Annotated in this window: 18 protein-coding genes; 12 read left to right on the forward strand and 6 right to left on the reverse strand. The window is 70.0% G+C overall.

Annotation, left to right across the window (positions count from 1 at the left end):
* Positions 1-1,356 (reverse strand): DUF1214 domain-containing protein, encoded by a 1,356-nt coding sequence (locus tag IPI43_14205; GenBank protein MBK7775260.1) that lies wholly within the window; start codon positions 1,354-1,356, stop codon positions 1-3.
* Between the two features lie 130 nt (positions 1,357-1,486).
* On the opposite strand from IPI43_14205, the gene IPI43_14210 reads away from it, so the two are divergent.
* The 8 genes from IPI43_14210 (at position 1,487) to IPI43_14245 (ending at position 11,918) form a co-directional block, all read left to right on the forward strand.
* Complete coding sequence (locus IPI43_14210) at positions 1,487-2,950, forward strand: SLC13/DASS family transporter (GenBank protein MBK7775261.1); 1,464 nt, start codon at positions 1,487-1,489, stop codon at positions 2,948-2,950.
* 39 nt (positions 2,951-2,989) lie between these two features.
* On the forward strand, positions 2,990-4,720 hold the full coding sequence (locus IPI43_14215; GenBank protein ID MBK7775262.1) for a hypothetical protein: 1,731 nt from the start codon (positions 2,990-2,992) through the stop codon (positions 4,718-4,720).
* 134 nt (positions 4,721-4,854) lie between these two features.
* Positions 4,855-5,496, forward strand: coding sequence for a DUF459 domain-containing protein (locus IPI43_14220; GenBank protein MBK7775263.1), 642 nt, complete (start codon positions 4,855-4,857; stop codon positions 5,494-5,496).
* A gap of 49 nt (positions 5,497-5,545) precedes the next feature.
* A complete protein-coding gene (locus IPI43_14225; protein MBK7775264.1) occupies positions 5,546-6,826 on the forward strand; it encodes a PHP domain-containing protein in 1,281 nt (426 codons plus the stop codon).
* Between the two features lie 328 nt (positions 6,827-7,154).
* A complete protein-coding gene (locus tag IPI43_14230) occupies positions 7,155-8,066 on the forward strand; it encodes an AraC family transcriptional regulator (protein ID MBK7775265.1) in 912 nt (303 codons plus the stop codon).
* Between the two features lie 289 nt (positions 8,067-8,355).
* The gene (locus tag IPI43_14235) at positions 8,356-9,519 is read left to right on the forward strand and encodes a hypothetical protein (GenBank protein ID MBK7775266.1); all 1,164 of its coding nucleotides are present in this window, start codon (positions 8,356-8,358) and stop codon (positions 9,517-9,519) included.
* A 45-nt stretch (positions 9,520-9,564) separates the two neighbouring features.
* On the forward strand, positions 9,565-10,710 hold the full coding sequence (locus IPI43_14240; protein MBK7775267.1) for an iron-sulfur cluster-binding domain-containing protein: 1,146 nt from the start codon (positions 9,565-9,567) through the stop codon (positions 10,708-10,710).
* A 17-nt stretch (positions 10,711-10,727) separates the two neighbouring features.
* Entirely contained in the window at positions 10,728-11,918 is a 1,191-nt protein-coding gene (locus tag IPI43_14245; protein ID MBK7775268.1) for an acyl-CoA desaturase, read from the forward strand.
* Between the two features lie 3 nt (positions 11,919-11,921).
* Here the strand turns inward: IPI43_14245 and IPI43_14250 are convergent, their stop codons facing one another.
* Together IPI43_14250 and IPI43_14255 are read right to left on the reverse strand one after the other, a co-directional pair.
* Positions 11,922-12,365 carry a winged helix-turn-helix transcriptional regulator gene (locus tag IPI43_14250; protein ID MBK7775269.1) on the reverse strand — a complete coding sequence of 148 codons (444 nt, stop codon included), beginning with the start codon at positions 12,363-12,365 and terminating at the stop codon, positions 11,922-11,924.
* Positions 12,366-12,408: 43 nt separating this feature from the next.
* Positions 12,409-13,422, reverse strand: a complete 1,014-nt coding sequence (locus tag IPI43_14255) for an alpha/beta hydrolase (GenBank protein MBK7775270.1) — start codon at positions 13,420-13,422, stop codon at positions 12,409-12,411.
* Between the two features lie 318 nt (positions 13,423-13,740).
* On the opposite strand from IPI43_14255, the gene IPI43_14260 reads away from it, so the two are divergent.
* Positions 13,741-14,928, forward strand: coding sequence for a hypothetical protein (locus tag IPI43_14260; GenBank protein ID MBK7775271.1), 1,188 nt, complete (start codon positions 13,741-13,743; stop codon positions 14,926-14,928).
* On the forward strand, positions 14,817-15,443 hold the full coding sequence (locus IPI43_14265; GenBank protein MBK7775272.1) for a hypothetical protein: 627 nt from the start codon (positions 14,817-14,819) through the stop codon (positions 15,441-15,443). The genes IPI43_14260 and IPI43_14265 overlap by 112 nt, the downstream gene beginning before the upstream one ends.
* A 10-nt stretch (positions 15,444-15,453) precedes the next feature.
* On the opposite strand, the gene IPI43_14270 is transcribed toward IPI43_14265, so the two are convergent.
* Positions 15,454-15,612 carry a hypothetical protein gene (locus IPI43_14270; GenBank protein ID MBK7775273.1) on the reverse strand — a complete coding sequence of 53 codons (159 nt, stop codon included), beginning with the start codon at positions 15,610-15,612 and terminating at the stop codon, positions 15,454-15,456.
* Between the two features lie 296 nt (positions 15,613-15,908).
* Between IPI43_14270 and IPI43_14275 the strand changes: the two genes are divergently transcribed.
* Positions 15,909-16,766, forward strand: a complete 858-nt coding sequence (locus IPI43_14275; GenBank protein MBK7775274.1) for a hypothetical protein — start codon at positions 15,909-15,911, stop codon at positions 16,764-16,766.
* A gap of 15 nt (positions 16,767-16,781) precedes the next feature.
* On the opposite strand, the gene IPI43_14280 is transcribed toward IPI43_14275, so the two are convergent.
* Positions 16,782-20,645: a protein kinase gene (locus tag IPI43_14280; GenBank protein MBK7775275.1), complete on the reverse strand. Its 3,864-nt coding sequence runs from the start codon at positions 20,643-20,645 to the stop codon at positions 16,782-16,784.
* Between the two features lie 57 nt (positions 20,646-20,702).
* On the opposite strand from IPI43_14280, the gene IPI43_14285 reads away from it, so the two are divergent.
* Positions 20,703-22,151: a cytochrome P450 gene (locus tag IPI43_14285; GenBank protein MBK7775276.1), complete on the forward strand. Its 1,449-nt coding sequence runs from the start codon at positions 20,703-20,705 to the stop codon at positions 22,149-22,151.
* 873 nt (positions 22,152-23,024) lie between these two features.
* On the opposite strand, the gene IPI43_14290 is transcribed toward IPI43_14285, so the two are convergent.
* The gene (locus IPI43_14290) at positions 23,025-24,257 is read right to left on the reverse strand and encodes a hypothetical protein (protein MBK7775277.1); all 1,233 of its coding nucleotides are present in this window, start codon (positions 24,255-24,257) and stop codon (positions 23,025-23,027) included.
* Between the last annotated feature and the right edge of the window lie 61 nt (positions 24,258-24,318).

Below are 24,318 nucleotides of genomic sequence, written 5' to 3' on the forward strand. Positions count from 1 at the left end.
CTACAGCGCGTTCAGCTCGGTGAGCTTCACCACCCGGCACTCCGGCTGGGGGAGGCGGCCGCTCGCGGTGTCCCAGGCGTCGTCCACGCGCACCCAGCGCCAGAGCATCTGGCCCTGCGTGTGGCCGCAGGTGTCGATGAAGTCGTATGTGAGGCCAGGACGCAGCAAGTCGCGCGGGTCGCGAGGGGCGACGATCACGCGCACGGAGCCGTCGTCCGGGTTCACGTGCGCGGAGCGGTCGTTTACGTGCACCTGGAAGTAGCGGTAGTCGAGCGACTCCATCCAGTGGTTGTTGAGCTGGAAGTTCCAGTGCTGGCACGGCGGTGGCTTCGCCGTAATGACCAGCGCCTCGTCGGCGCCCAGCTGCCAGTACGAGTGGTAGTAGCGGATCTTCGGATCGCCACCGGCGTCGTCGGAGCGCTTCTGGTCGAAGAGGGGCAGCGTGTTCACGTGCTCCTGGAAGCCCTTCGCCCAGCGCGCGAACATCATGCTGGCCCCCGCCACGAACATGCCCGACGTGCGGAGCGCGTCTTCCAGCTGCGCGCAGGTGAGGGGCGACGGACGGTGCGGGCCGCTCGTGCGCTCGATGCGGAGGTCGGCCGCCGCCTCGGTGGCGCGGTCCTTGAACGTCTGCCGCACGATGAGCATGGCGCGCGTGGACTCGGGCGTGGGCGCGGGGAGCGGCAGCCAGTTGCGGGTGTCGCCGTTCGCAGGGGGAGTGGCCGAGAGCACCAGCTCGATGGTCCCATCGTCCCGGACGTCGAACTCGTCCGCGCCCGCCTCCTTGTACGCGATGGTCTTGAGACCGCCAGCACCTCCGTAGGTGCCCGCCTGCATGCCGAGGCCCAGGTACGGGACCGTGCCGCGCATGCCCACCAGGCGATACGTCTCGCGCGCGTCGAGGTTGGCGTTCAGGTACAGGTTGTCGGGGTTGTCGGCGCCCAGCTTCACGGGCGCGTCGCGCAGGCCGTTCGCCAACGAGACCAGCGTGGGGGCGTGCGGGTCGTTGCACTCGAGGTAGTTCTCGAGCGAACCGCGCACCAGGCGCGTCAGATACCGATAGCCCTCCGCCTGGTCGAAGGGGCTGGTGGGACAGCCCGGCGACGTGAGGGTGGCGCCGGCGGACTTGAGCGTGTCGCACCACTCGGCCCAGGCCTGACCGGAGACCACGCGTCGCTCCGCCTCGCTCGCGGGCGTGTCACCCCGGAACGCGAGGACCGCGAGGTTGAAGCGGCGGTAGATGTCGAGCAGCCACACCACAGCCCCGCGACCGCCCTTCCAGGCCACCAGCAGGCCGAAGAGCAGGATGACCAGGACGACCAGGGAGACCAGCGCGGAGAAGAGCGAGGCGAGCATGCTAGGGACGACCGATCGGGGATGGCTGGGCAGGTCACGCGTGTTCCGCGCGCGCGCGGCTAATCATCGTTAGCCTTATCAGGACGAAGCGCTCACCGCAAGCGTCTCGCCGCGCGTGCTAGAAGACCGCATGCCGTCGTTGTCGCCCAGTCGCATCGCGCTGTGGCTCGGTCCGCTGGTGGGAGTCACGAGCATCGTCCTCGCCCACGCAGGTGTGGTCCCCTCGGGGCTCAGCGCGCCCGCGTTCGCGACGCTGGGTGCGACGTTCTGGGTGGCCCTCTGGTGGATCGCCGAGTGCATGCCGCTCGCGGCCACGTCGCTGTTGCCCCTGGTGCTGCTGCCGGTGGCGGGCGTGGCGACCTCGGCCGTCATCGCTGGCACCTACATGGATCGCTTCATCCTGCTGATGATGGCGGGCTTCATGGCGGCCCTGGCCATCGAGAGGTGTGGCCTGCACCGGCGCATCGCGCTGGCCGTGCTGGTGCGCCTCGGGGCGTCACCGCGTCGGCTGGTGCTGGGCATGCTGGTGGCCACGGGCTTCTGCTCCATGTGGATCGCCAACACGGCCGCCACGCTCATTATGCTTCCCATTGGCCTCGCGCTGCTGACGCGCCTCGAGCCCGAGATGCCGGACCGCGCCGCCTTCGAGCGCTTCTCCGCGTCGCTGATCCTGGCCATCGGCTACGCCGCGTCGATCGGCGGCATCGGCACGCCACTCGGCACACCGCCGAACCTGATCTATCTCGGGGCCGTCCACGACGCGTTCGGTCGAGGGCCCAGCTTCCTCGAGTGGATGTCGTTCGCGGTGCCCATCGCGGTCGTCATGACCGCGTTCCTCTACGTGTACTTCGTGCACGCGGCGCGCCTGCCGAGCGCCGTCTCGGGCGCCGGTCACGAAGTGCTCCTCAGTGAGCGCGCGGCGCTGGGTCCCATGTCGCGCGATGAAAAATGGGTCGCTGCCGTGTTCGGCACCATGGTGCTCTTGTGGGTCACGCGTGAGTTCGATCTCGGCACGGTCTCCATCGGCTGGGCGCCCCTCGCAGGGCTCGACGCGACCGTGGACGACACGACGGTGGCCGTGTTCGGCACCACGTTGCTGTTCGTGCTGCCGTCGGAGATCCCAGGGCAACGCCTGCTCGACTGGCCGACGGCCAGGAACATCCCATGGGAGGTGGTGCTGCTGTTCGGCGGTGGGCTCGCTCTCGCGAAGGGCTTCGAGGTGTCGGGCTTGTCGGCCGAGATGGTCCACGCCCTCGCGGGGCTCGCGAGTCTGCCGTTGTTCGCCATGCTGTTGCTGTTGTGCGCTTCGGTCGCGTTCCTGAGCGAGGTCACGTCCAACACCGCCGTCACCACGCTGCTGATGCCGATCCTCGCCCCGTTTGCGCAGTCCTCTGGCCTCGGCCCGGAGCTGGTCATGTTGCCAGCCGCCCTGGCCGCTTCGTGCGGCTTCATGCTCCCTGTGGCCACGCCGCCGAACGCCGTGGTCTACGGCACGGGCCGGATCCCGATCCGCTTCATGGTGCGCACCGGGTTCTGGCTCAACATCGCCGGCATCGTGACGGTGTCGCTGGTGCTGTGGCTGCGCTCGCTCTGAGCTGCCGCTCGGGATTCGGATCTTCGATATGATGGCGCCGTGGGCTACAGCTACGTCTTCCTGGGTGACCTCCAGTTCTCGAGCGCCGAGCAGAAGGCGGCGTGGCGCAAGACGGCGCTCGACGGCACGAGCTTCGATTCGCCGAAGGACTGGAGCCACAAGAAGGGCGCCACCGCCGCCGAGGCGCTGTCGTACTTCACGGGTGAGCTGAGCCTCGTCGAGGACGGCGACACCACGCTGAAGCTCCGCGCCGTCGTGGACAAAGGCGGCGACGAGTTCCTGGAGGCACGCAGGCCGCTCGTGTGCGCGTTCCGGCAGGCGGCCAGCTTCGGCGGTGAGGGCGCCCTCACCGTGGTCGGGTACCGCGACTACCCGGGCGTGTTCGGCGTGCGGGCTGCCGCCGCAGAGGGCACCTCCACGTGCGAGGAGCTGGACGATGACGAGGCCTCCGCCGTCGAGAACACGGATGCGTATCGGGAGGCCGACGCGCTCGTGGCTGCCATGGTGGCCAAGCACCAGCCGCCTGGTGGGTTCGAGCAAGTCCTGAAAGACATCGCGGCGAAGCGCGAAGCGGACGGTGCCGTCATCGCGAGCGCGCGCGACATGGACGACGTGTTCGACAAGCTCCCGACCCTGCTGCCTCCGCACGCCATCTACACGGTGCGCGACTGGCTGCCCTCGAGTCCGCTGGTGATGGCGCTGGCTGGTCGCCGCGACGACGACGCGAGCGCGCGGATGCTGGAGCGCTTGCGCAGGCTGGCGCCGAAGGAGAGGCACGTCGAGGACGACATCCTCACGGCGTACGTCCTGATGCACGCGCTGTGGGAACGTGGGGAGGCGCGTGGCGAGATCATGCGCATCTGGATCGAGTCACCGCGCTGGTTCCTCCGCGACCACGAGCGTGCGCGGAAGCTCGGCGGGCGCGAGGCCGATGTGCAGCTCGCGGCGCTGCTCGGCGTGTGGCAGGACACCGAGTCGAACGCCTACGTGCATCACTGGATCGTAGACGCCCTCTTCGCGAGCGACCCGGAGAACGCCGCCGCTCGCGCCGAACCGCTCCTCGACGGAGACCGGCGCGCGTTCCCTGGTCGGCTCGAGTCCCTGCGCTGGATCGTCATGTCGTTCTATGACCACCCGGAGCGCCGATCGCCCGCGTGGGAAGACTTCTTCGTGCGCCTCACCACCACGGGGCCTTCGTGGAGTGACCACCCCTACGACGTGCACGACCAGATCCGCCTGAACGCCATGGGGGTGCTCGCGCTGTGGAAGCTGCCGCAGGCCCTGCCCCTCATCCGCGAGAACTTCGCGCGACTCGGGGTGGACCGTGGGGTCGAGCTGCTGGTCGCGCTGGGCGACCCGGCGGGGCTTCCCGTGCTCGAAACCGAGCTTGCGAACGCCAAGCGCAAACCCGACCGCACGCGCCTCGCGAAAGGCATCGCGGCGCTCGGCGGTGAGCCCGTGCCGGTCAGCGAGCCGGTCTCGCACCTCATCGAGGTCGCGCCCTCGGGACGGGCCGGATGCCGCGGCTGCAAGCAGAAGATCGCGAAGGGCGAGCTGCGCTTCGGCGAGGCTGCACCCAATCGCTTCTCGGACTCGGATGAACCGACGATGCGCTGGTACCACCTGCGCTGCGCGGCCGAGAAGCGCCCGAAGCTGCTGGGCCCCGTGCTCGCGACCTACTCTGGCGAAGTGGCGGACCGTGCCGCGCTCGAGGCCAGCATCGCCAAGGCGATGAAGCCGAAGAAGCGGGCGGAGAAGGAACCGCGATGACGAGTCGGGGTGGATCCGTGTGGATGCGGGGAAGCCTACTGATGGGGGCCGCCCTGGTCTTGCAGCTGGCTGGGACCGGACCCGCTACCGCACGCCGAGGCGTCGCGGCCGTCTCGGGAGCGCCCGAGAGCGTCTTGCTCCTGGGTTCGTCCTCGGTGGGCGGTCACCTCGGCCACACGCTGGTGCGCGAGCTCGAGACTCGGGGCGTTTCGGTGGTCCTACGTCGGCGGTCCTCGAGCGGGCTCGCCCGTCCCGACTTCTACGACTGGCCTCGGAGCGTGCGGCGGGGCCCGGCCCTCGGGGGGCACCTGGGTGTGATGGTGCTCCTGGGCGGGAACGACACGCAGCCGGTGCGCTTGATGCGCGGCCAGCGTCGCGTCGGGGCGGTGCGCTGGGACCACGACGCCGCATGGCGCGAGACCTATGCGGGCCTGGTGCAGGGGTTTGGGCGGGAGCTCTGCGAGCGCGGGGCGCGACGCATCGTGTGGCTGCTCCCTCCCAACCCCGGCCGAGGCAGCTGGGGTGAGAAGCTCGCGCGCGTGAGGACGGTCCAGCGCGAGGCGGCCAGCACCATCCGCTGTGCGGGGGATGCCGCGGCGGTCGTCATCGACGCGGACGCCCCTGCGGCGCCGTTCAGCGCGCGGGAGAGCAGCGACGGCATCCACCTCAACCGCGCGGGGGCGCGGCGCTACTGGGAGCAGGTGGGCGCGGCAATCACGCACGCGCTCGGGGTCACGGCGGGCAGCGCACGGGGAGACGTCGGTGAAGAGCTCTAGGGGACCCGCACTCGCGCTGGGCGTGCTGTTCGCCGTGCTACTCGCTGCCGTGAGCGGGTCGAGCGGCCAAGGCGGCGGCGGCATGCCTCGCGGCCGAGCACGACTCACCCCGGAGCAGTGGCCGCGCCTGCGCACGGTGGTCCCGGGCGGCACCTACGCTGCCTTCGGCGTGGACGGCCACGTGCACTCGAGCATCTCCCGCGACGCCCGTCACAGGCCCGAGCTCGTGGCCGAGCTGGCCGCACAGGTGGGCCTCGACGCCATGGTGCTGACGGACCACGGCGGTACGCACGGCGCAGAGATAGCGCGCTGGCCGGGGCTGCTCGTGCTCGCGGGCGCCGAGGTGGGCGGCGAGTTCGGACACGCCGTGGTGTGGGGAGCGCGCACGCACGCGCGGGAGTACCGCAAGGCGTCCAACGTGGACCTGGCCGCGGCCGCGGCGCTGGCGCACGCCGACGGGGGCATCATCGCGCTGGCGCACCCGGGGTGGTGGATCAGCCGCCATCCCCACGACCCCCGCATGTGGATGGACCGAGACGCGCTGCGTCGCGGTGGTATCGCGGAGGGCCTCGACGCGCTCGAGCTCTGGAACGGCGTCTACCCTCGATACACCGAGGCGCTGCTGCGTGACTGGGTGAACCTCTGGGAAGCCGGAGCCGAGATACCGATCATCGGAAACAGCGACTTCCACACGAGAGCGCGCCACCACCTCGGCACCCCGCGTACGTTCGTGCTCTGCCCCGTGGCGCCCGAAGGCGGGCCCGCCCTCGACCGGGCCTGTGTGCTGGACGCCGCCCGCCGCGGGCGGTCGTACCTGTCCCAGGGGCCCGCCATCGCCTGGTCGGCCAACGGACGCATCGCGGGCGAGCGCGTCCTGGGCGAGCCCGGGGCCACCATCCAGATCACCATCGAGGTGCAGCTGCGCGACACACACGGGGAGCCACGCCTGCAGGTGCTGCAAGGGAACAGCGTCCTCGAAGAACGCCCGCTGGCCGAGCTGCACAGCCACCACCAGGTGCGCCTGGACATGCCCTCGCGCGACACTCCGCTGTGGCTGCGCGTGGCGTACGGAACCAGTGGCTACAGCACGCCGCCCTTTGCGCTGGTGACCAACCCCATCACGCTCGACGTACCCCCGGCGCGCACCGACACCCGCGAAGCCGCGGGCCGGCAGCTCGCCATGCGCCGCTACGCCGTGGGCTCGGAGTCGCGCGCCGACTGGCCCGCCGACCGCTGGGTGCGCGACAGGCTCCAAGCGCTCGTGCTCCAAGATCGGAGCGCCCGCATTCAGACGCGCGGCCTGCTGCGCCGCCACGCCCACAATCGATGAACCCGGCCGCATGCTGGACCAACGACACCGGACGCATGGGCGACTGCCACCGGCGCGCACACGAGCATGTGTTTCCTTACAGCCGACCACATGATAGCGTCATTGTCGACAGGTTCGACGATGACCCTCGCTCCCCCACCCTCAGCCCTGCGCTCCCACACGTCCGAAGGTGCTCCGCGCTTGTCGCCCGCAAGTACCGGTCCCGTGGGCAGCACACCCGAGGCCACCGTTTCCATGGGTCTGGTCAGGGCGTTGCTTGACGCGCTGGCACAGCAAAGGGGGTGTCGCGGGCTGAATTCTGGACAGGGCGGGACTCGAACCGCAGCGAGTGGACACGCCCGCCGCGCGCGTGAGCCGCGCGGAGCTGTACCGGGTCACGGCGCTGGCGCTGGCGCTGACGAACGACTCAGCCCTCGGTCTCCGTTGGGCCGAGAACGTGACCGACCGGACGTTCGCGCCGCTGTCCCACGTGATCGCCCACGCTTCGAGCCTGAGGCGGGGGTTCGAGCTCTTGGCGGAGTTCTACCCGTTGCTGAGCGACCAGGTGTCCTACCAGGTCAGCGAAACCGAGGAGCAAGTGGTCTTGCGCGCGCCGCTGCCGGTCGGCGCGTCCGAGCCGGTCCAGCGCCTCACCGCTGAGCTGACGCTGGCCGGGTTCTGGGGCTTCGTGCGGTCGTTTCACCCCAGCGCATCTCCCATCGCGGTGAGCTTCGAGTACGCGGCGCCCGCCCACCGACACGAGTACTCGCGCTGGTTCAATGGCAAGGAACGCTTCGACCAGGGCGAGACGGGCATCATCTTCGATCGTGCGTTGCTCGACCTGACCTCGCGCTACCGCGACGACGAGATCCTCGAGGTCATGCAGAAGGTCGCCGAACAGCAGCTGCACCAGCTGGTGAGCGGCACGCCCTTCGCGGTGCGGGTCCGCAACCACATGGCGGAGCGCGCCACGACCGAGCGCGCAGACATGCAGAGCGTGGCGCGGGCCATGGGCTTGAGCGAACGCTCGCTCCGCAGGCGGCTCTCCGCCGAGGAGACCTCCTTCGAGGCGCTGCACACGGAGGCCCAAGGGGCCGCGGCCAAACACCTCCTGGCGCACCAGGGTCGCTCCATTCAAGAGGCCGCACACGAGATGGGCTTCTCCGATGCGAGCACGTTTCACCGAGCGTTCAAGCGATGGACAGGAATGACACCCGGTGCCTTTATCGCATTTGAAGCGAGCATCGACAAGCGCACATAGGCCGGGGCTGTCCTCCAAGGCCAACGCTTTGGCCGCCACCGGCAATTGCGTTATTGGAGCGTCTGCTCATATCGTCACACCGTTCACTACCCGTGTGGAGGTGTCTCGTGATGTCGTACCATTCCCTGCTCCCCGTGACGGTCTTGCTGGCTGTGTTCGCCGCCGTCGGATGCAACGAGGAAGCGCCCTCCGCAGATGCTGGATCGCGTGTCGATAGTGGCGTGGCGAACACCCACCGCGCCGCCCGGGCCCCTATGACGAGGTCTTTGCCCAGGGCATCACGCGCTACGTGGACAGCCCCGTCACGCTCGAGACGGACACCGTGGTGGCGTGGCCCTCATCCTCGCGTCCCATCAATGTCCACCACTTCTCCTCCGACGACCGTGGTCCTGTGTGCATGTACGGCGCGGACTTCTTTGTGGAGACCCGCGATGGACCATCCAACAATCTGATGATCTTCCTTCAGGGAGGTGGCGTGTGTCTGACCGAGATCTGCGCAGCAACCCCAGAGCCCATTCTCTCGCTTCAGCTGTTCGCCGCGGCCAGTCTGTTGGGCATCGGTGGCCTCATGGACACCCGCAACGAGGACAACCCGCTGCGTGAGTTCGACGTGGTGAACGCGCCCTACTGCGATGGGTCGCTCTTCTCGGGCGACGTGGACCGCGTGCTCTCGGACGGCAACGCGAGCAACGGCGAGGACGACATGGCCTTCCAGCGCGGCCTCCAGAACCTCACGGCCACGCTGCGCACCGCCCACCTGCGCTACCCGAACCCGCCCCGCATCGTGCTGGTGGGCTCGAGCGGCGGCGCCTACGGTGTGATCGCCGGCGTGGTGATGACACGCCACTTCTACCCGGACACGCCGCTCTTGGTCATCTCGGACTCGGGCGCGCCCATCGTGAACGGCCACGACACCGGCTTCATCACGCGTGCGCTCATGGAGTTCCAAGCCATCGACATGGTCCCCGCGTCGTGCACCGACTGCCTGGCCAACGGCCACCCCACGGGCATCTTGGAGTGGGCCCTGCGCCGCGACCCGAACTTGAGCGTGGCGTACATGACCCACGCCCGCGACCACGTCATCGGTGAGTTCTTCATGGGTACCACTGCGGACCAGTTCCAAGCCGCCGTGGTCAGCGAGACCAGCCGGCTGCTGCGAGACTTTCCAGGGCGCGCCTTTCGCTTCGTGGTGCCGGGCAGCCGACACACGCTGGCGATGGGCATGGACGGCCTCTCCGATGGCCTCCAGGGGACGGCGCTCGGGCTCGTCGGCGGCCTGAACGTGGGGTTCGTCGGGCCCGACGTGGACAGCGAGGAGCTCGCCACGTGGGCCATCGGCGGCATGACCGAGACGGGCACCGACACCACGGGCCAGACCTGGGACGGCTACCGCTGGGTGCGCATGCTGCTCGAGGACCCCGCACACACCCCGGACGTGCTGCAGCTGCAGTGAGCCCGGTTCCACCCACGCCAACCCACGACAGGTCGCATCCCCCCCATGCCTTCCGAGAACCCAACGCAGCTGCAGCGCGCCCGTGAGTGGGTGAACCGCAGCCTCTTCAACACCCCCACGGCGGGCGCCTACTTCGAGCACCTCGTGGGAGGCGTGGTCCCCAGTTGGTCGCTGCTGGAGTGCAAGGCGCGCGTCGTCGAAGTGATTCGGGAGACCGCCGACACCCAGACGTGGGTCCTGAAGCCGAGTCGACGCTTCCGGGGCTTCGCTGCCGGACAGCACGTGCACGTGGTGGTGCAGAAGGGAGGCGTGCGTGAGACGCGCACCTTCTCGCTGTCTTCCTCTCCATCGCGCTGGCGTGAGTCGGGGACGGTGTGCATCACGGTGAAGCGGGTCCCGAAAGGGCGCGTGACGGGCTGGATGCACGAACAGCTCGAGGCCGGGGACGTGGTCGTCCTCTCGGAAGCCGCCGGGGCGTTCACGCTCGGCATCGACCCGGGCGCGTGCGCGTACCTCGCTGCGGGCTCGGGCATCACCCCCGTCATGTCTCACCTCCGTGAGCGGGTGGCCTCGAACGCGCCTGGAAGCGCCACGCTTCTCTACTTCGCCAACACGCGCCGCGACTTCATCTTTGGCGACGAGCTGCAGCGCCTCCGCGAACGCGCGCGCGACATCTCGGTGCACTTCGTGGCATCCCACGAACCATCGCCGTTGCCATCCACGGCAGGCTCCGGCGCCCATGACTTGCCACAGACGGTCCTCGCGGCTGCGCACGTCGAGCGGCTGCTGGCGGCCGCGCCACGCCAGGTCTTCGTGTGCGGCCCGCCCGCGTTCCGCCACCTCGCGAAGCAGCTGTTGGGGGAGGCCGGCTTCGACCGAGCTCGAGTCGTGGAGGAGTCCTTTGGATTGCCGCCCGTCCCGGTGACGGAGGGCGAGCCCGTCGTCGTCACGTTCCACAGCAGCGACACCACAGTGCGCACCGAGCAGGCCGGCACCCTGCTCGATCTCGCCGAGGGAGCCGGCCTCACGCCTCGCTCTGGATGTCGCGCGGGCATCTGCCACACGTGCAAGTGCACCAAGCGCTCGGGCGTGGTGCGCAACCTCCTGACGGGCGAGCTGTCCGGCCCAGGGAAAGAAGATGTGCAGCTGTGCATTTCGGTCCCGGTCACCGACGTGGGCATGGACCTGTGAGACGGAGCGCCGAAACCATGTCGATCACCAACACACCAAGCATCACCTCTGCGCAGGCGACGCACGCGCCGCGTGACGTGGATCCGCGCTGGGAGCGCCCCACGCTGACCCCCGAGCAGCTCGACGGCCTCGCCCGCGACCTCGACCAGATTCGCGCCGACGTGCGCGCTGACATGGGGGAGAAGGACGCCCGCTACATCAAGCGCGTGGTCCGCATGCAGCGCGCGCTCGAGGTCGTCGGGCGCTGCCTCGTGCACTTCGGCTTCACGCCCTTCACCCTCGTGCCGGGTGTGCTGGCGCTGGGCCTCTCGAAGATCCTCGACAACATGGCCATCGGTCACAACGTGATGCACGGGCAGTACGACTGGATGAACGACCCCACGCTGAGCTCGCGCACGTTCGACTGGGACAACACGTGCGACCGCGAATCGTGGCAGCGCACGCACAACCATGAGCACCACTACTTCACCAACGTCCTCGGGAAGGACCGTGACTTCGGCTACGCGCTCTTCCGCCTGTCCGACGACGTGAAGTGGCGCCCGCCCCACCGCATCCAGCTGCTGGAGCTGGGCATCCTGAGCGCCGGCTTCCAGTGGTTCGTGGCGCTGCACGAGATGGAGGTGGAGAAATTCGCCACCGGCGAGGTGACGCTCGAGTCCAAGCGCCAGTACATCCGCGACACCCGCGCGAAGATCCTGCGGGTCGCCTTCAAGGAGTACCTCTTCTTCCCGGCGCTCGCGGGTCCGTTCTTCTGGAAGGTGCTGCTCTGCAACCTCCTCGCGAACGTCATTCGCAACCTGTGGGCGTCCACCGTCATCTTCCTTGGTCACTTCCCACACCAGGCGCAGACGTTCACCGAGGATGACCTCGCGCACGAGTCACGAGGGCAGTGGTATCTCCGCCAGATGCTGGGCTCCGCCAACATCGAGGGCGGGCACCTCATGCACGTCCTCACCGGCCAGCTGAGCTGCCAGATCGAGCACCACCTCTTCCCGGACCTGCCAGCCAACCGCTACGAAGAGATTGCACCCAAGGTGCGCGCGGTCTGCGAGAAGTACGGAGTCGCCTACAACACTGGGCCCTTCCTGCGCCAGTACGGCAGCTTCCTCCGACGCCTGATGAAGTACTCCACGCGGCCGAGCGATGAACGCCGCGTCGACCCGAGGTATCGCAAGCTCCAGGAGGCGACCGGGGCAAGCGCAGTCTGAGGGCTAGTCCAAGAGCGCTACGGGCGGGGCCAGCTTCGCCTGCGCGACCAACTTGCCGAGCGCCGCCATGAACGTGTCGCGCTCTCGGGCGCCGAGGTCGGCCGTGACGAACCCGATCCATGCGTCGTTCCACTGAGCAATCTTGGCGACCACGCGTTCACCCGTGCGCGTGAGCCGGAGTTGCTTGACGCGACGGTCCGCGTCCGCCTGTTTCTCGCGCACGAGTCCCTTCTCGCGGAGTCCCTTCACGGCACGCGCCACCGCCGCCCGATCGATCACCAGATCGACCGCCAGCGCTTGCTGCGTCACGCCGGGGGTGTCTCCCACGTTCGCGAGGATGACCCCTTCGGAGTAGGAGAGCCCCTCGCCCGCTAGCGACTGAGAAAAGTACGTCAGGAACGTGCGGTTGAGGACCCCGAACGACCTCAGAATCTGTACATCCTTCATCGCTCCTAGCTACACACCCTACCCTCGTCCGTCGAGCACAACGTCATGGCCCGAGGAAGAACTCCTGCGCGATGCGGACGAACTCGCTCGGGTGGTCCAGATGAACGACGTGCTCGGAGTCGATGCGGAGGTAGCTACCGGCGCTCAAGAGTGACATCGCACGCGCCGCGTCGGCGTCGTCGAGCGCGCCGTTGAGCGTGCCATCCTCCAGGTACTCGAAGTTCGCGTGCAGGAGCAGTGTGGGCGCCTCCACCCGTTGCAGCGCCTCCGCTTGGTCGAAGCCCTCGCTCCAGCTCCCGTCGTAGAACGCGTCTCCGAAGTGCGGGTCGTAGACATCGAGGCCACGAATGAGCAGGCGGACGATGTCGGGCAAGAAGTTCAGCTCGATCCGCTCGCCGGGGTGATCGACTCGATACGTCTCGATGCCGGACACGACGAGCCGATAGCCGAAGGTGCCGAAACGGCTGACCACGAACTCTTGGTTCGACGCGAGCCAGTAGAGCAGGAAGTCCTCGCGGCTGTTGGTCTCGAGGTACTCGTGGCACGTCTCGAACGTGCGGAAGGCGATGGTCCCCCGCGAGCGTGGAAGCTCCGAGGTGAACAGCGGCGGATCCTCGAGCAGGACCGCCCGGACCCAGCCCGGCTCGTTCGCCGCGAGCCAGAGCGAGAGCAGGCCGCCAGACGAATTGCCCGTGAGAAAGACCGGCTCGCCGATCACGTGCTCGATGAACGCGGTGAGGTCGACGCCGATGTCCATCGCGTTGAGGCGACCGACGGGGCTCCGCGTCATCCCGTGGCCGTGGTACGAGACCGCGAAGACGTGGAACGACTGGGACAACTCGGACAGCACGCGACTGTAGCTGTACCAGTCCATGTGCTGCGCGTGCAGGAGCAAGAGCGGCGGCCCCGCCGGCGGCCCCTCCGCGTAGTACAGGGTCGAGCTGCCAACTCGAACCCGCCTCTCTACGATCCCTGCTTCGGCGAGCGTGGCGTGCCAGCGGTCGCGGTGCGTCGCGGGGTCGTCCTCATCGGAGAGGACCAGTTGGGGTTCGCACACCCTTGGACCGGCTTCCGTCCGGACGCACTCACCGGCCCGCGCGCAGCTGCCGTTCAAGCCCGCCATGAGAGCCACGATGCACCACGTATATCGGCCTGCTGAGTTCACGCCCATCTCCACTTAGTTGACTGAGTCACATTAGTGGAGCGCACTGGTCGGCGCAACCGCACGACGTCTGGCGAAACCGACGAGGGTCATGCAGCTCACCGCATGGTGACGGGCCATGGTCGGCGTAGACGCGCGAAGGTGGACCGTGTCTAATGCGCCCTTCCACAGAGGGGAAACACGAACCCTCCGACGCGAAGGATCTGCCGCAGGATGACCACGGCCACACTCCCCAAGGACGCCACGTTCCCGCTGCTCCGAAAGTTCGAGTCGCGGGTGGCGCGCTTCCGGTACCGCTATCGCCACGGCGAGGAGAACACCATCCGCCCCGTCGCGGCGGCGAAGTGCTTCCCCATCCTCCACGAGATCTACAGCCCATCCTGGGCGCTGCGTCATCTGCCGCTGGTGCTCGCTTCGACGGTGAACCGCGCGGTGAAGCGGCCCCTCGTGAAGTACCTCGATCGAAGCCGCAGCCCGTGGTCGCTCGAGCCCTTCGACGTGATCCCCGGCTTCTACCACCGCCCCCCAGCGGAGGCGCGCGACTACCGAGACGACGGCTACTTCGCATTCCGGCGCGTGGGAGGCGCCTGCCCGACGGTGATCACCCGCGTCACCAGCGCGGCCGAGCTCGCGGCGAAGATGCCGTCGCTCACGGACGCCGTGTTCCAGGCTGCCACCGGCGCGACGACCACCCTCGCGGCAGCCATCGCAGCGAATCGCATCTTCGTCGCGGACTACGTGCGACTTCAGCAAGCGCTCCGGCCGCAGCATCCGGGCAACGACCGCGACAGCCGGTTCCGCGACAAGTACCTGCCGGCGCCCGTGCTGGTGCTCTACGAGCGTCCCGCCTCCGGCACCACGCCAGAGGACTTGGTCCCAGTCGCCATCACGGCCGACCAACCCGGCACATCGCCGAACCCTATGTTCGTGCCCACGGATGGAGACGCCTGGCAGATCGCGAAGACCTACGTGGAGGTCGCCGACAACAACTGGCACTTCGCCATCGGACACCTCTATCGCTGTCACTTCCTGATGGAAGCGTTCGCGCTGGCCACGCGGCGCAACCTCCCATGCCGCCACCCGCTGCGCATGCTGCTCGACCCGCACCTGCGCTTCACCATCTTCACGAACGTGGTCGCGTACTCGTACTTCTCCAACACGGGTCAACTCTACGACCGCATGCTCGGGCACGCTCGAGGAGAGCCGCGCTGTTCTCGAGTTCGACGGTCGCCGGGGACAACGCGCTCGACCTGCTCCCCAGCCGTGACCTCGCCGCGAGGAACATGGACGTGGGCCTCGCGCGCTACCCATGGCGCGAGGACGCGCTCCGCTGGGAGGCCATCGCGCGCGACTACGTCACCCGAGTGGTCACCACCTACTACGCCGACAACGCGGCCGTGACGGCCGACCGCGAGGTGGTCGACTTTGCCACCGAGCTCCGCTCCCCCTCGTTCGCCAACGTGCCCGGGGTGTTCGCCACCATCAGCCGCGCGAGCCTGATCGAGGCGCTGACGCTGGCCGTGTACACCGCCGGCGCCGGCCACTCGGCCATGCACTTTCCCATGATCGACCTCTACACCTACGCGCCCACGCAGTGCGAGTCGGCGTGGGCGCCTCCCATCCGGACGGCGGCAGAGGGGACGCCGACGCGCTTCCGAGAGACGCTCCCGCCCGTCACGGAGGCGCTCGAGAACTTCTACCAGGTCGAGATCGGCCACTTCCGCTACGACGTCTTCGGCGACTTCAGCAGCTACGCCATCGGCTCGGTGGACGCCGTTCGTCCCGCGTTGGACGCGCTCGCGGCCGACCTCGCGGCGCTCGCCACCAGCATCGACGCGCGCGAGAGCGCCGCACCGCCCCGACGCGGCTACCCCTATCTGCACCCCTCCCTCGTGACCAACAGCGTGAACATCTGATGCTCCCCACCTACTGGATGAACTGGGCCAAGACGCAGGGCTGCTTCACGACGGTGAAGAAGCCGTGCACCACCGACGAGCTCGTGCGCGTGGTCCGCCACACGCTCGAGCGCGGCCCCTTGCGCGTCGCAGGTGCCTCGGCCTCCTGGAGCCCGCTGGTGCCGACCAAGGGCACCATCATCGACGTGAGTCGCCTCGACCGCGTCATCCGCTTCGAGGAAGCGCCGCTGAACCGCGTCACGGTCGAGCCCGGGATCACCATCGAGACACTCACCGCCTACCTCGCGAAGCGCGGCTACTCGCTCGAGTGTCCCACGCTGTTCCCGAAGCCCACCGTCGGCGGCGCGATCGCAGCGGGCTGCCACGGCACCGGCACGTTCTGGCCCCCGTTCTCGGACTCGGTGCTCGCACTCGAGGTCATCGACGGTCGCGGCCAGATCCACACCCATCGACGAGACGGATCCGGTGGCGCTCGCAGCGGCGCGCGTGTCGCTCGGGCTGCTGGGCGTCATCACGTCGGTCACCCTGCGCGTCCGGCCCGACTTCGCGCTCGATGTGTACGTCCGCAAGCTGGACGTGGACGACACGATGGCGAACCTCGGCGACCTGCTGGCCAGCCACGAGTACGTGTTCTTCATGGGGTTCCCGTTCGAGAAGACGCTGTGGGCCCGGCTCGCCAACCGCTCGAGCGCTCCCTATGACCCGTACACGCTCCGCGAGCGCGTGACGGTGGAGCTCGACGCTGCCTTCGAGGTCGTCGCCGGCAAGTTCGCCATGCCGTACCTCGCACGTCAGCTCCCGCAGTACACGCCGTTGATGCTCTCGGTAGCGGACTCCGTGTCGGCACAGGCCGATCACGACGTGGAGAAGGCCTCCAACGAGATGCACTTCCAGAAGGGCTACCCCCGCGCCGTCACCATGTCGTTCTCCATCCCGCTGACGCACGCGGCCACCGCGTGGACCGAGACCGACCGCATCGTGCGCTGGTTCCGCGCTCGCGGGATGTATCCGGTGAACATGGCCTACGTGGCGCGCTTCGTCGGGGCGAGCACGTCCTTCCTGTCGCCCGCCTACGGACGGGACAGCTGCTTCTTCGAGGTGACCACGGCAGTGGAGACACCCGACCAGGACGAATTCTTCCTCGAGGCGTGGACCGCGCTCTCGTCGATCCCGGGCGCCCGGCCGCACTGGGCCAAGCGCTGGGAAGACCGCTTCAGCCCTTCGCTGCTCTACCCGAAGTTCGTGGACTTCCGGGCGCAACAAGCGATCTTCGATCCGGATCGACTCTTCGTGAACGAGTGGCTCGCCGATCTCGGGTTCTGACGGCGACAGAGAGCGTCATGGCGCGTGGAATGCGTCGGCGTCGGCGCGGGCAGGGACCACCGGGAAGCCGGGCAGGACGCTGCGCGTGAACAGGCTCGGGTCCGCGACGTCGAGCGCAGCCAGCACGGCGCGGGCTTCGTCGACCGCGGCGTGATCGCCGAGCACGGCCGCACGCGTGAGCCGGGCGGCGGCGACGCGCAGCTCGAGGCCGGCCGACGCGTAGCCGGCAGCGGCATCCTCCAACATGGCGCTCGCCGCGGCTGCATTGCCCTCTTGGTGTTCGCACGCCGCCAACACGGCGAGGCGGTTGGCGGCGCCGAAGGCCGTGCGTGGGCGGGCACCGAGGTTCTTGGCGACCACTTTGCGCGCGAGCTTGCGAACGGCGGCTGCCTCGCGGCCGGTGGCTTCGGCCGCGCGCCCGACGCCGGCGGCTGCGCGCAACCAGCCGTAGAACTCGCGGCCGACGGGGAGCATCAAGAGCCCGGCGCGCTTGAGCCTCGGCCACTGCTGCTCCATGCGCGCGTGCGCCCCGTTCATGTCGCCCAGATAGAGGTCGGTGCGCGTGCTGAGCGTGAGCCCGGCAAACTCGACGTACATGTCCGTGTCCGACGAGAGGGCCTGTGCGCGCTCCCGGTGCTCACGCGCGAGGTCGGGACGTCCGAGACCGAGGTGGGCGAAGCCAGCGTCCACGTAGGCCGCCGCCTCGGCGAAGGGATTGCCCACGTCGCGGGCCTCGGCCATGGACTGCTCGGTGCAACGCAGGAGCGCCTCGAAGCGCTCGAGGTAGCGCAGGTTCGTGGCGACCAGCACCTGCGAGGCCTGCCGCGGGGCAGAGACGTTGCGGCCGCGGCTCAGGTGGCGCACGGCGGCCTCCTGCTCCACGAGACCCGTGCTCCAGTCGTCGTTCAGGAAGGCGGCCACCCCGCGTGCATAGGCGGTGATGCCGAGGGCCTCGGGGGTGCCCTCCGCCGCAGCGAGGGCGCTCGCGCGGGCCAGCGCACCGTCGGCCTGCTTCCAGCCCAGGTTCGAGAGGAACATGCCTATCATGGCCAGGCCGTCGACCGCGTGGCGCGCGTCCCCCACCTTCAACGCGAGCTCGTAGGCGTCCAGGTAGAAGTAGAGGGAGCGCATGAGGTCTGGCATGGTCAGGCTGTGGCCGAGGGCCGAGCACACCTCGATGCGCCGCGCGATGTTCGCGGGGATGGCCTCGGCGGGGCGCTCCCGGAAGCTATCGGAGCGGAGCCAGATCCTCCCGAGACGCGCGAAGACGCTGGCGTTGATCATGGTGGTGGAGCGGGGGACCGAGAGGCCCACGCGCCGCGTGGCACGGTGGAGCAGGGGCTCGCCCTCGGCCATGGCAGCGCACGTGAAGTAGCCCTGCGCCGCCCGCAGCTCGAGGTCGAGGGCCTCCTCGGCGTCTAGAGCGCCCTCGGCGAGCTGTGCGTAGATGGAAGCGCCCTCCTTGCACCGGCCGAGGTTGATGAGCGCCGCAGCGCGCTTCTTGGTGGTGGCCCGCGTCACGACGAGGTTCGCGTCTGGGTCCCACGCCAGGGCGCGGCCGTACAGCTCGGCAGCCTCGTGGAAGGCGAGGACGGCGGCCGCTTCGTCGCCAGCGCGCCGCGCGTGATGGGCGGCCCGCGCGTGGTCACCCGCTTCGGAGAAGTGAGTCACGAGGGTGCGGGCGGGGGCGCTTGCCGCTTCGAGCGAGGCGGCCAGTGCGCCGTGGTGGGCGGCGAGGCGGGGCGCCTCGATGGCGTCGACCACGGCTGCGCGGATGCGGTCGTGGTAGGGCACGAGCAGCTCCTGGTCGCCCGCCTGCCGCGTGCGCAGGAGCTTGCTCGCGCGAAGGCGCGCGACGCTCAGGTGGTCCACGCTCTCGCTGCCGGCAGCGCGCCCCGCGACGCGCGGGTGGAGCGGCACACCCGCCACGGAGACCAGCTCGAGGAGGGTACGGGCCTCGGGACTCAGGTCCGCGACGCGGCGCCGCAACACCTCGGCGAGGAGCAGCTGGCGGTCCGCGCTGTCTGGGGTGCTGCCCACGCTAGCGGTAAGCCACGGGCCGGTGGTCTCGTCGGCGTGCCGCGCCAGCTCCTCGATGAAGAGCGGGTGGCCTGCCCCCTCGTGCGCGATGCGCGCGGCGAGCTGCGAGCCGGCCCCTTCCGCGGGCAACAGCTGCGCGACGAGGGCCGCAGCCGCCTCGGGAGGAAGGCCCGTGAGGGGCAGGTGCTGGCGAGCGACGTCGGGCTCGGCCGCGAGGCGCGCGAGCAGCGCGCGCAGGAAGGGGCTGGTCGCGCGCTCGTCCCCCCGGAAGACAACGGCCCAAAAGACGGGCGGCGCGGCGGGCGCCCGCATGAGGTCCACCAGCACGTCGGCGCTCTCCGCGTCGCCCCACTGCACGTCGTCGATGAAGGCCACCACCGGCCCTTCGCGCGTGATGCGGAAGAGCAGCTCCCGCAGCGCCCCGAAGCCGCGCCGCTTCGCCACGAACGGGTCGTCGACGAGCGGCTCGAGCAGCGCGCTGCTGCCGGCGTCGAGCGCCTGCCCGAACACCGGGAAGAGCCGCGCGAGCTCGCGGGCATGCGCCGGGAGGAGGGCCGCCGCGCGGGGACCGCTCTGCGCGCCCAGGTAGCTGCTGAGCTCGTCGACCACGGCGTCGACCGTCTTGTAGGGCACGAAGTCCTGCTCGTAGCAGCGGCCGCGCAGGATGAAGGCACCGTCGCGAAACGCGACCTCATCGAGGAGGCGCTCGATGAGGGCGGTCTTTCCCATTCCGCTCTCGCCCTCGATCAGGGCGACGACTGGCTCGCCTCCGTCGCGGCAGAGGGCGAAGGCCTCCCGGAGCGCGGCGAGCTCGGGCTCGCGCCCGACGAAGGCGCGGCCGGCGTCCGCCACGGCGAACGCGCGTGGCGCATCGAGGCGAGTGAGGCGCGCCATCACCGCCGCTGCGTCGGGCCGTTCGTCCGGGTCGACGGCGAGGAGATCCTGGCAGAGATCGGCGAGGTCCTCCGGGACCGCAGGGTTGAGCTCGCGTGGACCCGGGGCACCGCCTTGGATCTTGGACCACAAGAGCGTCAGCACGTTCTCGTGCACGTACGGGAGGGCGCCCGTCAGCACCTCGTAGAGCATGACGCCGAGCGCGTAGACGTCGCTCCGCGGTCCTGCGGGGCGCCCCGTGGCCTGCTCCGGTGCCATGTAGAGCGGGGTCCCGACGACGGTGCCGCCCGCTGCATCGGCGCCGCGCGGTCCGAGCTCGGTGACGAGGCCGAAGTCGAGGACCACTGCGCGCCCGGTCGGCGTCACCAGCACGTTGTGAGGCTTCAGGTCGCGGTGCAGCATGCCCTCGGCGTGCAGGGCGGCGAGGGCGCGGGCCACTTGCGCGAAGACCCCGCGCACCGCTTCCCAGTCGCGCTCGACCGGCGTTCCTCCCTCCGCGGCGGGGTGCGCAGTGGCTGCCCGCAGGTCCTCGGTGAGGTGCGTCCCGCTCGTGACGACGGGGAACGCCAACTCGGCGCCGGTGGCATCGAGCGTCTGGTCGAGGGTGCTCGAGGCTCGCGTGGTGGCGGCCAACCCCGCACCGCCGAAGAAGTCCACGAGCGGAACGCCCTCCACCAGCTCCATGGCGAGGTACCAGTCTCCGTCCGACACGAAGAGCTCATGGAGCGCGACCAGGTTCGGGTGGCTCATCCGCGAGAGCGCGCGGAACTCCTTCTTGAAGCGATAGAGCGACTTGGCATCGGACTGCCGCAGGCGCTTGAGAGCGACGTGCCCGACACGCACGGGGTCGTACGCTGCGTAGACGGTGCCGTAGCTCCCCGCACCGAGGAGGTGTGCGACCTCGTATCGTTCGCCCACGCGCTCGGCACTGTCGCGAATCAACATCCCGGTCGGAGACTAGCCCATTGCCGCATCGGAAGTGAACGTCCTATCCTGCCCGCCATGTCGCTCCCTGTTCCATCGGCGCGCCTGTCGCGTCGACGCATCCGGCGCGCGGGTCTCCCCACGCCGTGGCCAGAGCACCCGCTGCGCCAGCTCGTCGCCTGGGCGAGCGACATGGACGGCTTCCTCGCGAAGGTGCGCGCCGGGGAAGCCGGGGCCTACACCCTCGACCTCTGGGGTCACGGCTTGGTCGCCGTCTTCACCTCGGAGGAGGCCCGCCGCGCCGTCATCCAAGGGAGCGCCGAGGACTTCGGCCATGCCAACGACCTCGCGGCCCTCTTCGTCGGGCCTTCTGCGCTGCTACTGCTGGACGGCGAGAAGCACGCGGCCGCGCGGCGCCGCACCATGGCGGTCATCGCCGGTGACGGTATCGCGGCGTATGGCGCCACCATGGCGGGCATCGCGGACGCGTGGATCGATGGTCTCGAGGTGGGGGGCACGACGCTCGCGCTCGAGGGGGCCCAGGTGATGACTCTCGACGTCATCCTGCAGACGGTCTTCGGCATGCAGCCCAGCCCCGAGTACGACGCCCTGCACCGGCTCGGGCGGGAGTTCATGGAAGGGGGGCGCGGGACGGGGGGCAACCTCGCCACCATGCTCTTGCCGGCCGCCGTGGTGCGCCGGCTCATGCTGGGCCGCCGTGGACCCGATATGGAGCTTCTGACGGAGCCCCTGCCGCTCCGCTTCCTCGGTCGGATGCGCGGCGTGCGCGAGGCGCGTGAACTCGTAGAGCGCCTTATGGAGCAGATCCGCGTGCGGCGCAGAAAGCTCGACGACGGAGACACCGACGCCCTCGCGCGCATCCTCCGCCATTCCGACGAGGGCGGGGTGCCGCTCGGCGACGCCGATCTGGTGGACGAGCTGCTCACCCTGCTGCTCGGCGGCCACGAGACCACCGCCGTCGTCCTCGGCTGGCTGCTGTATCGCCTCGCTGGCCAGCCCGAAACCTGGGCGCGGGCGCGGGCCGAGCTGGACGAGGCCTTCGGCGACGGGCCCCTCGACGCCCGCCGCGCTTCCCGGCTTCCCTATCTCGGCGCGGTGGTCCAAGAGAGCCTGCGCCTCGACGGCCTCACCCTGGGCGTCATGCGCCGCACGCGCCGCGAGGTCGTGATCGATGGCTACACCATCCCCGCAGGCACCCTCGTCAACGCGCAGGTCCGTCACGTGCACCTCGACCCCGCGCGCTTCGACGACCCCCTCGCCTTCCGCCCCGAGCGCCTGCTCGGCGGCGAGCGCCTCTCGCCCATCGACTTCGCGCCGTTCGGCGGGGGCTACCGCCGGTGCGTGGGCGCGGCCTTCGCCACCTTCGAGCTCAGCACGCTGACCGCCGCCATCGTGCGCCGCGTCGAGCTCCGCGCCCCGGCGGACCTTCGCGTGGACCGCGTGCAGTACGGCCCCTTCCCCGGGCCGAGCAACGCGATCCCGCTCGAGGTACTGAGCCGCCGCTGAGGCGCTGGCTGGCCGCCCCAGCCAAACACAGCAGGGCCACGCGTCGCCCTCCTGGCTGCGGTGATGCCGTTGAGGTAGCCGAGCCTTAAACGACCCACGGAGCGCGCCTGATCGCGCGCCCGGACGCCAGTACCGCGGTCGGCCGGCGGGGGGGCGGGGGGGGGGCGCCCGGGCGGCGGGGGGGGGCCCGGCCGCCGGGGGCCCCCCCCGGGCGGGCGGCGGGGCCCCCCGCCCCCCCCGGGCCCGCGCGCGCGACCCGGCGGGCGGCCCGGGCCCCCGGGGGCCGCGGGGGGGGGGCGCGAGGGGGGGGGCCCCCCGGCCCCCGGCCCCGCCGCGCCCGGGGGGGGGGCGGCCCGGCCGGGGGCCGGCGGCGGCGCGACGACAGCCCCGCCCCAGCGCGCCCCCCCCCCCCCCCCCCCCCCCCCCGCCCCCCCCCCCCGCCCCCCCCCCCCCCCCCCCCCGCCCCCCGCCCCCCCCCCCCCCCCCCCGGGCCGGGGGGGCCCGGGGGGCGCCCCCCCCCCCCCCCCCCCCCCGCGCGGCCCGGCCCCCCGCCGGCGCGCGCCAGACGGTCAAGCGCATCAGGGTCTTTCGACCGCCAGGGGCGCTCGGTCCTCGCGCGCGATCCCCCCAAACCGAGCGCCACGCCCGAGGTAGCGACCCGCCCAGTCCCACTTCGCAGCGCCCCCGGTGCTCGCGGGCCTCCGGCGCCGCCACGCACCCGCGCTCGTCATCGGCCCGCTCACCGGCACCCGAGGACCACCAGCGCGGCGGCAGCCAGCGAAAGGCCTCGGGCGAGCGCTGGACGCTCTCGACGAGGACGGGAGCGCCGGGCACCGATGCGGGCCACACGGACCTCCTTCGGACTCGAGAGCGTCACGGCTCCCTATCGTTCACCGGGACCCCCACGGGGCGCCGCTGGCCGTCGCGATGCGCACCGGCGATTTCGGCAACCTCGAGCAGAGGCCCATGAAGCCGCCGCAAGATCCACGCGATCCCCGGCAGGTCCGAGGCGATCGAGCGCCACCCCGCGCGCCTGCCTGGCCGTTGCCGGCCGAGCCAGAGCGGAGCGTGGCCCTCGAAGGTGCGGTCCAGGCCGAGGAGCCGCCGGAGCTGCTGACGACGGAGGCGCTTGTGGACTCGGTGCACGGTCATGCGGCGGAGCCAAGCGGCGAAGCGTGCGGCCTCCCGCAGGTCGGTGAGCTCGTCGAACGCGGAGATGAAGACGTCCTGGACGACGTCCTCGGCGTCCGCGTCGTTGCGCAGCATGCGCCTCGCCAACCCGAGCACGTCGGCCACGTGTCGTCGGTAGAGGGCCTCTTCCGCCCAGAGATCCCCCTGCAGCGCGCGGGCCACGAGAAACTCGTCCTCTGGCACGGGCTCGGCGAGGCGCTGAATCGGAGCGAGGACGGAGGTCACGTTGGCATGGACCCCGAGCGAGGGAAAACGGCTCACGGTTTCTCGAAAAGGTGTGGCCCATGCATTAGCGCACGAATGGTTGAGCCGAATCGACTCCCTGGCGGTCCAATCCTCCGAACCATCACGGGGATTCCTTTCATGCTCACCCGCTCCTCCTTGCTCGTCGCCGCGCTCTTGGCGCTGCTGCCTCCGCTCGCTCAGTCGCTCGCCACCGGTTGTGCGGAGCGCCCCGTGCGACCGCTCGTTCCTTGCACGCTTTCGGGCGTCGTCAACGAGGTCGACATCACCCAAGTCAATCAGCTCGACCTCCTCTTCCTCGTCGACAACTCCGGTTCGATGAAGGAAGAGCAGGAGGCGCTCATCTCCGAGATTCCCCGCATGGTGACCATCCTCGCGACAGGCGAGCTTCCGGATGGCTCCACCTTCGAGCCCGTCGCGAGCCTCCGCGTGGGCGTGATCACGAGCGACATGGGCGTGGGTGGAATCGACATCCCTGCGCAAGCCATGTGTTCCACGGCGCTTGGCGACGACGGAGTCCTGCTGACCGAGCACCGCGGCACCCGAACGGACTGCGAGGACGCCTATCCTGCCTTCCTCGAGTTCGCGTCCGCCACCGGCATCGCCGACGACTTCGCGGGACAGGTGCGCTGTCTGGCGAACACCGGGAGCGCCGGCTGCTCGTTCGAACAACAGCTCGAGGCCGTGCTGAAGGCCCTGACGCCCTCGACCTCACCCATCACCTTCCCGCAGA

This window comes from Sandaracinaceae bacterium, assembly GCA_016706685.1.
Lineage (GTDB): Bacteria > Myxococcota_A > Polyangia > Polyangiales > Houyiibacteriaceae > JADJJE01.

Bases quoted from the DNA above. Each gene is read 5' to 3' on its own strand.
- IPI43_14285 (MBK7775276.1), top strand. From the start codon at position 20,703: ATGTCGCTCCCTGTTCCATCGGCGCGCCTGTCGCGTCGACGCATCCGG.
- IPI43_14250 (MBK7775269.1), bottom strand. From the start codon at position 12,365: ATGAAGGATGTACAGATTCTGAGGTCGTTCGGGGTCCTCAACCGCACG.
- IPI43_14280 (MBK7775275.1), bottom strand. From the start codon at position 20,645: ATGTTGATTCGCGACAGTGCCGAGCGCGTGGGCGAACGATACGAGGTC.
- IPI43_14245 (MBK7775268.1), top strand. From the start codon at position 10,728: ATGTCGATCACCAACACACCAAGCATCACCTCTGCGCAGGCGACGCAC.
- IPI43_14240 (MBK7775267.1), top strand. From the start codon at position 9,565: ATGCCTTCCGAGAACCCAACGCAGCTGCAGCGCGCCCGTGAGTGGGTG.
- IPI43_14205 (MBK7775260.1), bottom strand. From the start codon at position 1,356: ATGCTCGCCTCGCTCTTCTCCGCGCTGGTCTCCCTGGTCGTCCTGGTC.
- IPI43_14210 (MBK7775261.1), top strand. From the start codon at position 1,487: ATGCCGTCGTTGTCGCCCAGTCGCATCGCGCTGTGGCTCGGTCCGCTG.
- IPI43_14260 (MBK7775271.1), top strand. From the start codon at position 13,741: ATGACCACGGCCACACTCCCCAAGGACGCCACGTTCCCGCTGCTCCGA.